The organism is Undibacterium sp. GW821-FHT11B02 (genome assembly GCF_058808955.1).
The window spans coordinates 179,605-195,047 of sequence record NZ_JBXASD010000005.1; the positions used below are offsets into that span (position 1 = coordinate 179,605).

The following is a 15,443-nucleotide window of genomic DNA, read 5'->3' on the forward strand; positions in this document are numbered from 1 at the left end:
GGCAATGAGTATTCAGCAAGCGGCAGATTTTACGCACCAGACAGTGCTATTGCATGAGGCTGTAGATGCCTTAGGCATCACGGGTCAGCGTGCCAGCGGAATTTATGTAGACGGCACCTTTGGCCGTGGTGGGCATAGTCGCCTGATCCTGTCGCAACTGGCCGCCGATGGCCGCCTGATTGCCTTTGACAAGGACACCCAGGCCATCGCCAGCGCGGCAGAAATTCAGGATACGCGTTTCCATATAGTGCATGACAGTTTTGCCACCATAGACCAGGCTTTGCCGGACTGTGGTGTTGGCAAGGTCGACGGCATTTTGATGGATTTGGGCATTTCATCTCCCCAGGTGGATGACGCTAGCAGGGGCTTTAGCTTCCGGTCAGACGGTCCGCTGGACATGCGCATGGATACCACGCGGGGCATTTCCGCAGCCGAATGGCTGGAGACTGCCGAAGAGCAACAAATTACGGAGGTTATAAAAGATTATGGGGAAGAACGGTTTGCTTTTCAGATTGCAAAGGCGATTGTTGCTCGCCGGCAGGCAGAGCCCATTCGTGGAACACGACAGCTCGCAGAAATCGTCGCACACGCCGTCAAAACTCGCGAGAAGGGTAAAGACCCGGCAACTCGCACCTTTCAGGCTATACGGATTTTCATCAATCAGGAACTTGAAGATCTCGAAATAGGGCTGGCGGCAGCGTATGCAGCATTGGCACCGCATGGGCGCATGTCGGTGATCAGCTTTCATTCACTGGAAGACCGGATAGTGAAGCAGTTTTTCGCTTCCAAAGTGAAAATGGAGCAGCCTGATCGTCGTCTGCCCATCCGTCACGCAGATTTACCGCAGCCGCAAATGCGGCTGTTGAACCGCATCAAACCGTCCGAGGCGGAAGTAAGTGCCAATCCGCGTGCCAGGTCAGCCATCCTGCGGGTTGCTGAACGTTTGCCGGAGGCAGTATGAGTACCCGCCTCAACATCATACTGGCGGCGGCATTGATTGCCTGTGCCCTGTCGCTGATTAATTCCCAGTATCAGGCACGTCACCTGTTTATCGAACTGGAAAGAGAGCAAAGCCTTACCAAACAATATGAATTGCAATGGACGCAACTCAAACTTGATCAGTCCACTTATGGCAAACACTCTCGTATAGAAGCGACAGCCGTACGTGAACTGGATATGGTGGCGGTGACGCCTGAACGTACGCAATACCTGAAAGCGGTGGAGGGAAAATGAGTCGTACTGCCAACACCCCACGTACAGCCGCTGCACGCGGTGTCGCCTTTTCATCCAGCCCGGTGCTGGATGTCAAGCTGCCGACCTGGCGTTCCCGTTTTATTCTCTTTCTGTTGTTTGCTGCCTTCATTGCCCTGATTGCCAAGGCCCTGTATTTGCAGGGGTTTACCAATGACTTTCTGAAGCAACAGGGGGCCAATCGCTATGCCCGCACGCTGGAATTGCCAGCTACCCGTGGCAAGATTATTGACCGCAATGGCCAGGTACTGGCGTCGTCTGTACCGGTCAAAGCCATCTGGGCCATTCCCGAGGATGTGCTGGAAGCACCAAAAGAAAAAATCCAGCAACTCGCCCAGCTGCTGGACATGACAGAAACTGAGTTGCGCAAGAAGCTCGATTCTGACCGTCAGTTTGTGTACCTGAAACGTCAGGTGGAAACAGAGGTGTCCGACAAGGTTGTGGCCCTTGGCATCCCCGGTATAGAAACCCGCAAAGAATACAAGCGTTTCTATCCTGAAGGCGAAGTCATGGCGCATGTGGTCGGCTTTACCAATGTGGAAGATATTGGCCAGGAAGGTATAGAACTGGCTTCTGAAAAGGACTTGGCAGGTAAAACCGGCAGCCGTCGTGTCATCAAGGACAGATTGGGCCATATCGTTGAAGATATACAAGCCGTACGCGAACCACATGACGGCAAAGACCTGACCCTGTCGATAGACAGCAAGATACAGTACATCGCTTTCACTCACTTGAAAGAAGCGGTAGAAAAACACAAGGCAAAAGCTGGTGGCGCTGTGGTACTGGATGTGAAAACCGGTGAAGTACTGGCGCTGGTCAATCTGCCTACCTATAACCCGAATGACAGGTCAGTACTGACGGGCGCGCAATTGCGCAACCGTGTCATGACCGATACCTTTGAACCAGGCTCGACCATGAAACCCATCACGGTCTCATTGGCGCTGGAGTCAGGACGGGTTACCCCAGATACCCTGATACAGACAGCCCCAGGTGTGATGGCGATCGGCCCTGCATTGATTCATGATGCCCATAAGCAGGGCATGCTGTCGGTTGCCCAGGTGATACAGAAATCCTCGAACATCGGCACGGCCAAGATGGCTTTGCAAATGCCACCGCAAGAAATGTGGGAAATGTTTACGACAGTAGGGTTTGGGCAGCAACCGAAATTTGGTTTCCCCGGAGCGGTTGCTGGTCGCCTGCGCAACTTCAAGAGCTGGCGTCCGATTGAACAAGCCACCATGAGCTATGGTCACGGTATTTCCGTTTCGCTGATACAGATGGCCAGGTCCTACATGATATTCGCCAGGGATGGCGACATGATACCGCTGACCTTCCAAAAATCTGCTGAGACCCCGACTGGGTCTCGTGTCATTTCCGAAAAGACAGCAAGACAAATGCGCGCAATGATGGAATCCGTTACCGAACCTGGTGGCACTGCCACTCAGGCGCGTATAGCTGGTTACCGTGTTGCGGGCAAGACTGGCACCGCCCACAAGTTGGAAGGTGGACGCTATGTGAACAAATACATTGGTGACTTTATTGGTTTTGCACCAGTCTCCAATCCGCGTGTGATTGTGGCCGTCATGATCGATGAGCCCACCGTTGGTGGCTATTACGGCGGCACCGTCGCCGCCCCGGTTTTTGCGGCAATTACGGCCAATATTTTGCGGTCGATGAACATACCGCCAGACTCATCAGTCGTCAATATTATTCCTGACAATAGCGTACAGGAAAGTATGTGATGACTAACAAAAAAATAACTATGAATGAATTGCTGGACTGGCTGAAACAAGTTGCGCCCGAGGCGCAGTTGAGCTCAGACTCGCGCAACGTAAATAAAGGCGATATATTTTTCGCCCTGCGTACCTCTATCAATGATGGGCGGCAGCATATCGCCCATGCTGTGGCCAACGGTGCCATCGCTGTGGTGTATGAAGCGGATAACTTTGCCTGGGATGATAGCATTGCTGTTCCTCACCTTGCCGTAGAAAACCTGCTGACCCTGGCAGGACCGGTCGCGCACGCATGGCATGGCCAGGCTGACACTGACTGGTTCAATGTTGCCGTGACTGGCACCAATGGCAAGACCTCCTGTTCACAATGGATAGCCCGCGCGCTGTCCTTGAACGGGACACCGTCTGCCGTGATTGGTACCCTGGGCACAGGCATCTACAATAATGGCGCGACAGGGCAGTTGGTAGAAACTGGCTACACCACGCCGGATGCCATCGGCCTGCAACAGAAAATTGCGCAGCTTAAACAGGATGGCGCACAGGCACTTGCTATCGAGGCCTCTTCCATAGGTCTGCATCAAGGGCGATTAAATGGCTTGCATTTTGATGTCGCAGTGTTGACCAACCTGACGCGTGATCATCTTGACTATCACGGTGATATGGCAACTTATGCCGAATCCAAGGCCAGTCTTTTTGACTGGCCGGATCTGGGTATGGCTGTAGTCAATCTGGACGATGCATTTGGCTTGCAACTGGTCGAGCGGGTGCAGGCATCCCGGGCTACTACCCGCATCATCGGTTACAGCCTGGAAAAAAATAGTGTTCCCGGCATCGAGGTGCTGACGGCCAGTAATCTGAAAACCAATTACGCTGGTACCAGTTTTCATCTCGAATCGCCCTATGGTTCCGGTCTGGTCAAGACCCAGTTGATAGGCAAATTCAATGTCAGCAATATCCTGGCCGTGATGGCGGTATTGCTGGGTAAAGGTGTGGCCTGGAACAAGGCTGTGTCCATCATAGAAAAACTCAATCCGGTGCCGGGCCGCATGCAATTGCTGGGTACCGCAGGGCATGTGATGGTGGTCATTGATTATGCTCATACGCCAGATGCACTGGAAAAAACCCTGGAAGCATTGCAACAGGTTGCCCAGGAAAGAGATGGCAAACTGTGGTGTGTCTTTGGCTGCGGCGGTGACCGTGACCCCGGCAAGCGTCCGCAAATGGGCAAGATCGCCGAAAGTGCCAGCCATGTCGTGGTGACCAGCGATAACCCGCGTAGCGAAGATCCGACTGCGATTATTCAGGACATCCTCAAAGGCATGAACGGTACGCCGCAAGTGATAGAAGACCGGGCGAATGCCATCCTGTACGCGATTAAACATGCAGACCATCATGATGTGGTTTTGCTGGCCGGTAAAGGACATGAAACCTATCAGGATATCAATGGCAAAAAATGGCCATTTTCTGATGAAGAACATGCGGCCCTGGCTTTGGCGACGGTCGCCACCAGCGGCAATATGAAGAGGGGAAGCTGATGCAATTTTCCCTGCATGATCTGTTGCCGGCGATCAAAGGTGCAAGCCTGCAAGGCAATGCCGCCATCACCGGTTTGACCACAGACAGCCGCAAGATACGCGCAGGTGATGTGTTCGTTGCCTTGCGCGGCGAAAATTTTGATGCACATGATTTCCTGCCCCAGGTTGCAGCGGCTGGTGCGGCAGCAGTCATTGCTGAAGCTCTGCCTGCGGGATTTTCCTTGCCAGCACTGGTGGTACCTGACACCAAACTGGCCCTGGCCGAGGTAGCACGTTTCTGGCGTCAGCAATTTAACCTGCCTGTCATTGGTGTGACCGGCAGCAATGGCAAGACCACCGTCAAGGAAATGATCGCCTCCATCCTGGCAGCAGCTTTTGGGCAGGATGGCAGACTGGCGACCAGCGGTAACCTGAACAATGAAATTGGCGTACCGCTGACGGTCATGCAATTGCATGCCGGCCACCAGGCCGCCGTCATAGAAATGGGCATGAACCATCCGGGCGAGATCGCCTTGCTGGCGTTTGCCGCCATGCCTGGCGTGGCACTGGTCAACAATGCACAGCGCGAACACCAGGAATTCATGCAGACTGTGGAAGCCGTCGCAAGAGAAAATGGTGTCGCCATCCAGGCTTTGCCTGATGCCGGTGTGGCCGTATTCCCTGCCGATGATGAATATAGCGCCTTGTGGCAATCCTTTGCGTCGGAAATTGGTCAGCGTAAAACCCTGACTTTCGGCTTGTCGGCCGATGCCGATGTACAGGCTACCTATACGCCCAGCGTGTTTGGCAGTGATCTGCAAATGCTGCTGGCAGGGCAGCCCCTGTCCGTGCGTTTGAATGCAGCAGGCAAACACAATGTGTTGAATGCGCTGGCAGCAGCAGCTTGCTGCCATGCGATCGGTGTGAGCAATGCTGCCATCGTCGCAGGGCTGGAAAATTTTGCTCCGGTGAATGGTCGCCTGCAACGCAAGCAAGCCGCATGTGGCGCAACAGTCATTGATGACAGTTATAACGCCAACCCGGATTCAGTCCGTGCCGCGATTGATGTGCTGGCGCAGATCACTGGCCCAACCATGCTGGTATTGGGCGATATGGGGGAAGTCGGCGAAAACGGCGCGCAATTCCACCATGAAATTGGTGACTATGCCCGCCAGCGCGGTATACCGAGACTGTTATTGCTGGGTGAACTGGTGGCACATACCGCCAGCGCTTATGGTGCAGATGCCCAGCATTTCGCCAGCATGGACGCCTTATGCGAGGCGCTGGATAAACAACTGGCGGCAGATGTCACGGTGCTGGTGAAGGGCTCCCGTTTCATGAAAATGGAAAGAGCAGTAGCACATCTGCAGGCAGCAAGCGAAACAAAAACATTACAACAAAAAACAATAGGGAATCATTAGCATGTTGCTCTGGTTGGCTGAACTTTTCAAACAAGATATAGGCTGGCTGCGCGTCTTCGGGTTTATTACCTTTCGCGCAGTATTCGCCACAATGACGGCCATCTCGATAGGTATTTTTGCCGGTCCTGCAGTGATACGCATGTTGACCCGCATGAAGGTAGGTCAGGCTGTGCGCAGCTATGGCATGGAAACACATCTGGTCAAATCTGGTACCCCGACCATGGGTGGGGTATTGGTGTTGATTTCCATCGGCATTTCCACCCTGTTGTGGGGTGATTTGAGTAACCGCTTTATCTGGGTCGTGATGATTGTTACGCTGGGTTATGGTGCTGTTGGCTGGGTAGATGACTATCGCAAGGTCGTCCATAAAGACCCGGAAGGCATGCGCTCGCGCGAAAAATATTTCTGGCAATCCCTGATCGGCCTGATAGCGGCTTTTTACCTGGCGTTTTCAGTGTCTGCTCCCAGCAATTCCAAAGTGCTGGAATTGTTTATTGCGTGGGTGCAGTCCGGTTTTAATATGGATTTGCCGCCGAAAGCAGATTTGATCGTGCCCTTCTTTAAATCGGTCAGCTACCCGCTCGGTGTCTGGGGTTTTATCGGCCTGACCTATTGTGTAATAGTCGGCACCAGTAATGCAGTCAACTTTACTGATGGTCTGGATGGCCTGGCCATCATGCCTACCATCATGGTGGGGTCCGCCCTGGGGCTGTTTGCTTATCTGACAGGGAATGTTGGCTATGCCAAATACCTGTTGATACCGCATATACCCGGCGCTGGCGAATTGCTGATTTTCTGTGGTGCGATGGCAGGTGCTGGTCTGGCCTTCCTCTGGTTCAATGCCCATCCGGCTCAAGTGTTCATGGGCGACGTTGGCGCACTGGCACTGGGTGGTGCGCTGGGCACGATTGCCGTCATTGTCAGGCAGGAAATTGTCTTGTTCATCATGGGCGGTATTTTTGTCGCTGAGACATTGTCAGTCATGTTGCAGGTATCGTATTTCAAGTACACCAAGAAAAAATATGGCGAAGGTCGCCGCCTGTTCTTGATGGCACCACTGCATCATCATTTTGAAAAGAAGGGATGGAAGGAAACCCAGGTCGTCGTGCGTTTCTGGATCATCACCATGCTGCTGGTCTTGCTGGGTTTGTCTTCACTGAAGTTGCGTTAAGTATTGCACTAGGTTTTTGTGCCATGCACTGATTGTGTGTGGTGTATCAGAAGTTTGTAGTTTGTTTTGATTGATAGAAATAGTGGTTATGGATTTTTCGGGAAAACATGTCTTGGTTCTGGGCCTGGGTGAAACCGGGCTGGCAATGGCGCAATGGCTGCTGCGCGCCGGCGCGCGCCTGCGTGTTGCCGATACCCGTGAAACCCCGGACAGGTTGACTCAGTTGCAGGCACTTTCAGACCAGATCGAATTTATTGGCGCAGCCTTCAGCAGCACTTTGCTGGACGATATTGATCTCGTGACCGTCAGTCCTGGCCTGTCGCCATTGCGCGAACTGCAAGACTTGCTGCCCGCTGCCAATGAAAAATCCATACCGGTCTGGGGTGAAATTGAATTGTTTGCCCAGGCTCTGCTGGCATTGAAGGCAGAACGCGATTATCAACCCAAAGTCATCGCCATCACTGGTACCAATGGCAAAACTACCGTGACCAGTCTGGTCGGTTTGCTGGTGGAACGTGCCGGCCTGACTGTTAAAGTGGCAGGCAATATCAGCCCGGCAGTATTGGATGTATTAAGGGAATGTCTGGAACAGGATGCCTTGCCTCAGGTCTGGGTGCTGGAACTGTCCAGCTTCCAGTTGCATACGACGCATAGCCTGCAAGCGGATGTCGCCACCGTATTGAATATCACCCAGGATCACCTGGACTGGCATGGCAGCATGCAAGCCTACTGCGCCGACAAGGCACGTATTTTTGGCGAACAGACTTTGCAGGTATTGAACCGTGATGATGCGCTGGTCATGTCTATGGCCAAAACCCACGGTAATGCTGTCAGCTTTGGTGTGGATGCACCTAAGCATCTGGCCGACCTGGGTCTGTTGAATGAACATGGCATGGGCTGGCTGGCTGTCGCCAATGCCGCTGAAGATGCGCCCGTCGTGACAAATAGCCGTCGCAAGAAAAAAGAAGTGGAAGAAATTCCTACCATGGTCACCCGCCTGATGCCGACCGATGCCTTGCAAATACGTGGCCAGCATAATGCCGCGAATGCTTTGGCTGCGCTGGCTTTGTGCCGTGGCATAGGCTTGTCATTTGCACCTTTGCTGCACGGCTTGCGTGATTACAAAGGTGAACCGCACCGTGTCGAACAGGTTGCCCAAGTGGCAGGTGTTGATTACATTGATGACAGCAAAGGCACAAATGTTGGTGCTACCGTGGCAGCATTGAAAGGTTTGGGGCAACAATCTGAGGCCTTGCACAAACGCATCATCCTGATTGCCGGTGGCGAAGGCAAGGGGCAGGATTTTTCTCCATTGGCAGACCCAGTGGAACGCTACACCAAGACCGTTATCCTGATCGGCAAGGCCAAACAAGAATTGCAGCAGGCACTGGCAGTTACCAACGTTGCTTTGCATGATGTCGTCAGCCTGGAAATGGCAGTACAGGCCGCTGCTGAAATCGCTGTTGATGGCGATATCGTCTTGCTGTCACCAGCCTGCGCCAGCCTTGACATGTTCCGCAATTATGCTCACCGTGCCCAGGTATTTGTGGATGCGGTACGTGAAATTGCATTGGCCCGGGGAGAGGTGTGCTGATGAGACAGCTACTGCTACCCCTGCAAAAGTGGTCGCTATTTGGCAGCCCGCCGGTGAATACCAATCTGGTCAGCCGCTCCAAGATGATGGACTATGACCAGCCGCTGGTCTGGGTCACCATCATTCTCATGCTGTTTGGTATGGTGATGGTGTACTCGGCTTCGATTGCTCTGCCAGACTCACCCAAGTACGCAAATTACAAAAACTCACATTTCCTGGTCCGTCAGGCGATTTTTGTGATCGTCGCCTTGATCTCTGGAGCATTGGTTTTCCGTATTCCGTTGGCAACCTGGCAAAAATATGCACCCTACCTGTTTGTCGGCACGTTGGTGTTGCTGGTTGCGGTGTTGATACCCGGCTTGGGCAAGGGAGTGAATGGTGCCAAGCGCTGGTTGTCATTCAAAGTGTTTAACTTGCAGCCATCTGAATTGATGAAATTGTTCATGGTCTTGTATGCCGCTGACTACACCGTGCGCAAACAGGAATACATGCACAAACTGACCAAGGGTTTTGTTCCGATGTTGGCGGCGGTGGGCGTAGTGGGTTTGCTGTTGCTGCTGGAGCCTGATCTGGGTGCTTTCGGCGTTATCGTTTGTATCGCCATGGGTATCTTGTTTTTGGGCGGCATCAATGGCGTCTGGTTTGGTGGTATTGCGGCAACTCTGGTTGGTATTTTTACTTCAGTGATTTTGCTCTCACCCTGGCGGCGTGAACGTATATTCGCCTACCTGAGCCCATTTGAAGAAGACCATGCACTGGGCAAGGCTTACCAGCTCACGCATTCGCTGATTGCATTTGGCCGCGGTGAATTATTCGGCGTAGGTTTGGGTGCCAGTGTGCAAAAACTGCATTATCTGCCAGAAGCACATACTGATTTTCTGCTGGCTGTCATCGGAGAAGAGTTGGGCTTCGTTGGTGTCATGGCGGTGGTGTTATTGTTTTACTGGCTGCTCAAGCATGCTTTTGAAATTGGTCGTCAGGCGATTGCTCTGGACCAGACTTTTGCCGGACTGACCGCCAAGGGCATAGGCATATGGATAGGTGTGCAGGCTTTTATCAATATGGGCGTCAATCTGGGATTGTTGCCAACCAAGGGTTTGACCTTGCCCTTGATGAGTTATGGTGGATCGGGCGTCATGATTAATTGTGTAGGGCTGGCGATATTGTTGCGCGTGGATTATGAAAACCGCGTCCTGATGCGCGGAGGCCGCGCATGAGCCAGCTCGTCCAAAAAATGCCCAAAAAATTGCTGATCATGGCAGCCGGAACCGGTGGGCATATTTTCCCTGGCCTAGCGATCGCCGACATCATGCGTGACCGCGGCTGGCAAGTCAGCTGGCTGGGCACGCAAATTGGCATGGAAGGGCAGATTGTACCCAAACACCATATCGCCATGGACAATATTGACTTCTCCGGTCTGCGTGGCAAGGGCTGGCAACATACTGTCAGTGGTGCGTTCAAGCTGGTCAAGAGTTTCTTTAGCTGTTTCAGCATCATAGGTCGCCGTCAGCCGGATGTGGTGTTGGGCATGGGTGGTTATGTCACCGTACCTGGCGGCATGATGGCTGCCTTGCGCGGCAAACCTGTAGTTTTGATGAATGCCGATGCTGCCCTGCTGTTGTCGAACAAGGCTTTGCGTCCTTTCGCCAGCAAATTATTGTTTGGCCTGCCATCGGCAACCGTGCATGCCGATCAAAAAACCGAAGTCATTGGCAACCCTATTCGCAAAGAGATTTGCGAATTGCCGGCACCGGCTAAGCGTTATGCAGAACACACGGGCCCACTGCGCGTACTGGTGGTGGGTGGTAGTTTGGGAGCGAAAGTATTGAATGATGCCGTACCGCAGGCCGTGGCATTGCTGCCTGAAGCGCAGCGTCCGCAGATCACGCATCAGTCTGGTAAGCAACATATAGATGCGCTGCGCCAGAGTTATGCGCAGGCAGGTGTACAGGCTGAAGTGCTGGATTTTATCGATGACATGCCACGTCGGTATGCCGAAGCTGATCTGGTGATATGCCGCGCCGGCGCGATTACCGTATCTGAATTAACGGCGGCAGGTGTGGCCAGCATACTCGTACCTTTCATGGCGTCGAGCACTTCACATCAAAAAGAAAACGCCGTTTGGATGGCAGGGCAAAAGGCCGCCATCCACTTGCCACAAACTGAATTAAGTCCAGCTTTGCTGGCAGAGAACTTAAAAGCTCTGGACAGAGCGCAATGCCTGGCGCTGGCTGAAACAGCCTACGCCCTGGGGCAGCGCGAAGCCAGTGCCAACATCGCCCATATTCTGGAAGCATTAGCATGAAACACAAAGTCAAACACATTCATTTTGTCGGCATAGGTGGCTCAGGCATGAGCGGCATTGCTGAAGTCTTGCTGAATCTTGGTTACACCATTTCCGGTTCTGACCTTGGCAGCAATGCTGCATCAAAACGTCTGGCGCAATTGGGTGCCAAGGTAATGCTGGGCCACGCTGCCGAAAATATTGAAGGCGCAGATGCCGTTGTTACCTCGACCGCAGTCAAGGGCGATAATCCTGAAGTCATCGCTGCGCGTGCCAAACATATCCCCATCGTACCGCGTGCGATGATGCTGGCAGAACTCATGCGCCTGAAAAGCGGTATCGCCATCGCCGGCACCCATGGCAAGACCACGACTACCAGTCTGGTGGCCAGCGTATTGGCACAGGGCGGTCTTGATCCTACTTTCGTGATTGGCGGTTTGCTCAATAGTGCCGGTGCCAATGCCAAACTGGGCAGCGGTGATTTCATCGTGGCCGAGGCTGATGAATCGGATGCGTCTTTCCTGAATCTGTTGCCCGTGATCGAAGTCATCACCAATATCGATGCCGACCATATGGAAACCTATGGCCATGACTTCGCCCGTCTGAAGCAGGCATTCATCGAATTTACCCAGCGCTTGCCATTTTATGGTGTCGCGGTTTTGTGTCTGGATGATGCTAATGTGCGTGAAATCATGCCTTTCGTCTCCAAGCCCATCGTCACCTATGGTTTTCATGAAGATGCCGATGTGCGCGCTGTCGATGCCACTGCATCTGGTGGCAAGATGCATTTCACAGTCGTGCAAGATGGTTATGAGAATATGCAGGTCAGCCTGAATCAGCCTGGCATGCACAATGTACAAAATGCCTGCGCCGCGATTGCCATTGCGCGCGAAGTCGGTGTCAGTGATGAAGCGACACAAAAAGCCCTGAGTGAATTTAACGGTGTTGGTCGTCGCTTTACACGCTATGGTGAAATCCCTCTGGCAAGTGGCGGCACTTTTGCACTGGTGGATGACTATGGTCATCATCCTGTGGAAATGGCGGCGACGCTGGCTGCGGCGCGTGGCGCTTATCCGGACCGCAGGTTGGTATTGGCTTTTCAGCCGCATCGCTATACCCGTACCCGTGACTTGTTTGAAGATTTTGTACGCGTGATTTCCAGCGCCGATGCGGTAGTGCTGGCAGAGGTGTATGCGGCAGGTGAGGCGCCGATACTGGCAGCAGATGGCCGTTCTCTGTCACGGGCCCTGCGCGTCATGGGCAAGGTTGAGCCGGTATTTGTTGAAGATATGCAAGAAATGCCAGATAGTATTTTGCGGGTCTTGAAAGACGGCGATGTAGTCATCGTCATGGGGGCGGGTTCCATTAACGCTGTGCCAGCAAAACTGGCACAGCCGGTATGAAAAACTAAATGATCAAAACATCATGAGCGAATTGAATTTGAAATCACTGGGAAAAGTCGGCGTACTGTTTGGTGGCCGTTCAGCCGAGCGCGAAATTTCCATTATGTCCGGCAACGGCGTACTGCAAGCCCTGCTCAGCAAAGGTGTCGATGCCCATCCGTTTGATACGGCTGAGCGCAGCATTGCCGATCTGGCAGCAGAGAAATTTGACCGGGTATTTATCGCGCTGCATGGCCGGTATGGTGAAGATGGCAGTTTGCAAGGCGTGCTGGAGCAATTGAATATTCCGTATACCGGCAGTGGCGTGATGGCTTCGGCTGTCGCCATGGACAAGATATTTACCAAGCGCATCTGGCAAACCCATGGTCTGGCAACACCGGCTTATGCAGTACTGACACCGGAAACAGAATTGCGCCGTGTGCCTGATGAACTGGGTCTGCCACTGATTATCAAGCCGCCACATGAAGGCTCTACCATAGGCATTACCAAGGTTAAAGGCTATTCCGACATGCAGGAAGCTTATGCCCTGGCGGCACAGTTTGATGAAGTGGTACTGGCTGAAGAGTTTGTTGAAGGTCGTGAATTGACGGTAGCAATATTGGGTAAGGGCAAGCAGGCCTATGCGCTGCCGATTACCGAAATCGTTGCTCCGGAAGGCAATTACGATTACCAGAACAAGTATTTTACTGACGACACCAAGTATTTGTGTCCGGCACCACTGGATCAGGCGCTGACAGACGAGATACGCAAGATGGCAGTGGATGCCTATCTGTCGCTGGATTGTGAAGGTTGGGCGCGGGTTGACGTGTTGTTGCGCAAATCGGATAACAAGCCTTTCCTGCTGGAGATCAATACTTCACCTGGCATGACCGGCCATTCGCTGGTGCCGATGGCAGCAAAGGCAGTAGGGATGAGTTATGAAGATTTATGTGTAGAGATTTTGAAAATGGCGAGTTTGAAGATCCGATCCGAAGTGAAAAAGTAAACTGGTTGAACCTGAAAAATGTGGCATGACACCAAATTGATGAATAACACGGCAAACGCATTGTTTGCTTTGGTATTGCTCATTCTGGTGATGTCCGGTGTGTGGTGGTTGATACAAAGGCCGATTTTTACCTTGCGTGTCATAAAGGTAGAAGCTGCCAATGTTACCAATGATGCTAACGCCAGCAATGGTGGCGCCTTGCGGCATGTGAGTGCACTGACGATCAGGAATACCGCTCTGCCAAAAATCAGGGGTAATTTTTTTACCGCCAATCTGGATTCTGTACGTACAGCTTTTGAAGCTGTGCCCTGGGTACGTAAAGCCAGTGTACAGAGAGAATGGCCGAACAAACTGGTGGTGACGCTGGAAGAGCATATTGCCATGGGTACCTGGGGTGAAGCTGGTCAGCTGATTTCAGTGAAAGGCGATGTGTTCACTGCCAATCTGGCAGAAGCAGAAGAAGACGCCGACCTGATCGCCCTGAACGGACCAGATGGTAGTGAAAAGGAAGTGCTGGCGCAGTATCAGGATTTTAAAACCTGGTTTGCCAAAGTCAGTCTGGAACCAGAGTCGGTTAATTATTCCAGCCGCTATGCCTGGAGTCTGAAATTGAACAATGGCATGCAGGTCCAGTTAGGCAGAGTGCAGGATGGAACGACGCTCAAGAGCAGGGTAGATAAATTGATGACGATCTATCCGCAATTGATCGCCAGTTTGCAGGACAGTATTGAAAGTGTGGACATGCGTTATCCGAATGGTCTGGCGCTCAAATCGAGCCATAGCGATATCGGATCAAAAAAGCAAACAAAAGCAAGTGGAAAGACATGACAAAAGACGCTAAAAATCTGATCGTTGGTCTCGATATCGGCACCTCAAAAATTGTGGCGGTGGTGGCGGAAGTCATGCCCGATGGACGCCATGAAGTCATCGGTCTTGGGCAGCATGAATCCAAGGGGCTGAAAAAAGGTGTGGTCGTTAATATTGAGGCGACCGTCGAATCCATACAACGGGCGCTGGAAGAGGCCGAGCTGATGGCCGACTGCAAGATTCGTCATGTGTATACCGGCATAGCTGGTAGCCATATCCGCAGTTTCAATTCCAGCGGCATGGTCGCGATCAAGGACAAGGAAGTCACCGCAGCCGATGTTTCGCGCGTGATAGAAACAGCCAAGGCAGTCAACATCCCGACCGACCAGCAGTTGCTGCATACCCTGCCGCAAGAATTTATTGTTGATAGTCAGGACGACGTGCGCGAACCTATAGGCATGAGCGGCATCCGCCTCGAAGTCAAAGTGCATATTGTCACCGGGGCGGTATCGGCAGTGCAGAACATCGTCAAGTGCGTGCGCCGTTGTGGCCTCGAAGTATCAGACCTGATTCTGCAACCGATGGCGTCTGCTGAAGCAGTGCTGACCAAGGATGAAAAAGAACTCGGTGTGGTGCTGATCGATATTGGTGGTGGTACCACGGACGTTGCAGTTTTCAGTGAAGGCGCAATCCGCCATACCGCCGTGATACCGATTGCCGGTGACCAGATCACTAATGATATTGCGATGGCCTTGCGTACGCCGACATCGGAAGCAGAAGAAATCAAGGTGCGTTTTGGTGTTGCCAAGCAGGTGCTGGCAGACCCGTCGGACACATTGGAAGTACCTGGTCTGGGTGACCGTGGTCCACGTTCACTGTCACGCCAGGCATTGGCTGCCGTGATTGAACCGCGCGTCGAGGAATTATTTGCGCTCGTGCATCAGGTAGTACGTGAATCCGGTTATGAAGATGTACTGTCTTCAGGCATCGTGTTGACCGGTGGTTCAGCTGCCATGCCAGGCATGGTTGAAATGGCGGAAGATATCTTTTTGAAACCGACCAGATTAGGTATGCCAGCGTACAGTGGGCAATTGGCAGATGTAGTACGCAGCCCGCGCTACGCAACAGTTTTGGGGTTGTTGTTGGAAGCAAAGAAGCAGTATTTGCGTGGTCATCTGGTTACCCGGCAAGAGGGTTCTGCCAAAGCGGTCTGGCAACGCATGAAAGAGTGGTTTTTAGGGAATTTTTAGCTTGTATTTTGTATCTAAATTGGTGTAGTC

13 protein-coding genes are annotated in these 15,443 nt (G+C 52.6%); all 13 read left to right on the top strand.

Features of this window, described 5'->3' with window-relative positions; genetic code table 11:
- Positions 1-4 precede the first annotated feature (4 nt).
- Positions 5-961 carry a 16S rRNA (cytosine(1402)-N(4))-methyltransferase RsmH gene (gene rsmH, locus AC1RVX_RS11995; protein ID WP_493216826.1) on the top strand — a complete coding sequence of 319 codons (957 nt, stop codon included), beginning with the start codon at positions 5-7 and terminating at the stop codon, positions 959-961.
- Entirely contained in the window at positions 958-1,233 is a 276-nt protein-coding gene (gene ftsL, locus AC1RVX_RS12000; protein ID WP_493216827.1) for a cell division protein FtsL, read from the top strand. Before rsmH ends, ftsL begins: the two co-directional genes overlap by 4 nt.
- Complete coding sequence (locus tag AC1RVX_RS12005; RefSeq protein ID WP_493216828.1) at positions 1,230-2,993, top strand: peptidoglycan D,D-transpeptidase FtsI family protein; 1,764 nt, start codon at positions 1,230-1,232, stop codon at positions 2,991-2,993. Before ftsL ends, AC1RVX_RS12005 begins: the two co-directional genes overlap by 4 nt.
- Positions 2,993-4,519: a UDP-N-acetylmuramoyl-L-alanyl-D-glutamate--2,6-diaminopimelate ligase gene (locus tag AC1RVX_RS12010; RefSeq protein ID WP_493216829.1), complete on the top strand. Its 1,527-nt coding sequence runs from the start codon at positions 2,993-2,995 to the stop codon at positions 4,517-4,519. The genes AC1RVX_RS12005 and AC1RVX_RS12010 overlap by 1 nt, the downstream gene beginning before the upstream one ends.
- Entirely contained in the window at positions 4,519-5,919 is a 1,401-nt protein-coding gene (locus tag AC1RVX_RS12015; protein ID WP_493216830.1) for a UDP-N-acetylmuramoyl-tripeptide--D-alanyl-D-alanine ligase, read from the top strand. Before AC1RVX_RS12010 ends, AC1RVX_RS12015 begins: the two co-directional genes overlap by 1 nt.
- Position 5,920: 1 nt before the next feature.
- A complete protein-coding gene (gene mraY, locus AC1RVX_RS12020) occupies positions 5,921-7,090 on the top strand; it encodes a phospho-N-acetylmuramoyl-pentapeptide-transferase (RefSeq protein WP_493216831.1) in 1,170 nt (389 codons plus the stop codon).
- A gap of 88 nt (positions 7,091-7,178) precedes the next feature.
- Positions 7,179-8,684 carry a UDP-N-acetylmuramoyl-L-alanine--D-glutamate ligase gene (murD, locus tag AC1RVX_RS12025; protein WP_493216832.1) on the top strand — a complete coding sequence of 502 codons (1,506 nt, stop codon included), beginning with the start codon at positions 7,179-7,181 and terminating at the stop codon, positions 8,682-8,684.
- An 83-nt stretch (positions 8,685-8,767) separates the two neighbouring features.
- A complete protein-coding gene (gene ftsW / locus AC1RVX_RS12030; RefSeq protein WP_493217111.1) occupies positions 8,768-9,901 on the top strand; it encodes a putative lipid II flippase FtsW in 1,134 nt (377 codons plus the stop codon).
- Positions 9,898-10,989: an undecaprenyldiphospho-muramoylpentapeptide beta-N-acetylglucosaminyltransferase gene (gene murG / locus AC1RVX_RS12035; protein ID WP_493216833.1), complete on the top strand. Its 1,092-nt coding sequence runs from the start codon at positions 9,898-9,900 to the stop codon at positions 10,987-10,989. The genes ftsW and murG overlap by 4 nt, the downstream gene beginning before the upstream one ends.
- The gene (murC, locus tag AC1RVX_RS12040) at positions 10,986-12,371 is read left to right on the top strand and encodes a UDP-N-acetylmuramate--L-alanine ligase (protein WP_493216834.1); all 1,386 of its coding nucleotides are present in this window, start codon (positions 10,986-10,988) and stop codon (positions 12,369-12,371) included. The genes murG and murC overlap by 4 nt, the downstream gene beginning before the upstream one ends.
- Positions 12,372-12,393: 22 nt before the next feature.
- Positions 12,394-13,356 (top strand): D-alanine--D-alanine ligase, encoded by a 963-nt coding sequence (locus tag AC1RVX_RS12045; protein ID WP_493216835.1) that lies wholly within the window; start codon positions 12,394-12,396, stop codon positions 13,354-13,356.
- Positions 13,357-13,374: 18 nt separating this feature from the next.
- Positions 13,375-14,184, top strand: a complete 810-nt coding sequence (locus AC1RVX_RS12050) for a cell division protein FtsQ/DivIB (protein WP_493216836.1) — start codon at positions 13,375-13,377, stop codon at positions 14,182-14,184.
- Positions 14,181-15,413: a cell division protein FtsA gene (ftsA, locus tag AC1RVX_RS12055; protein ID WP_186946971.1), complete on the top strand. Its 1,233-nt coding sequence runs from the start codon at positions 14,181-14,183 to the stop codon at positions 15,411-15,413. Before AC1RVX_RS12050 ends, ftsA begins: the two co-directional genes overlap by 4 nt.
- Positions 15,414-15,443 lie beyond the last annotated feature (30 nt).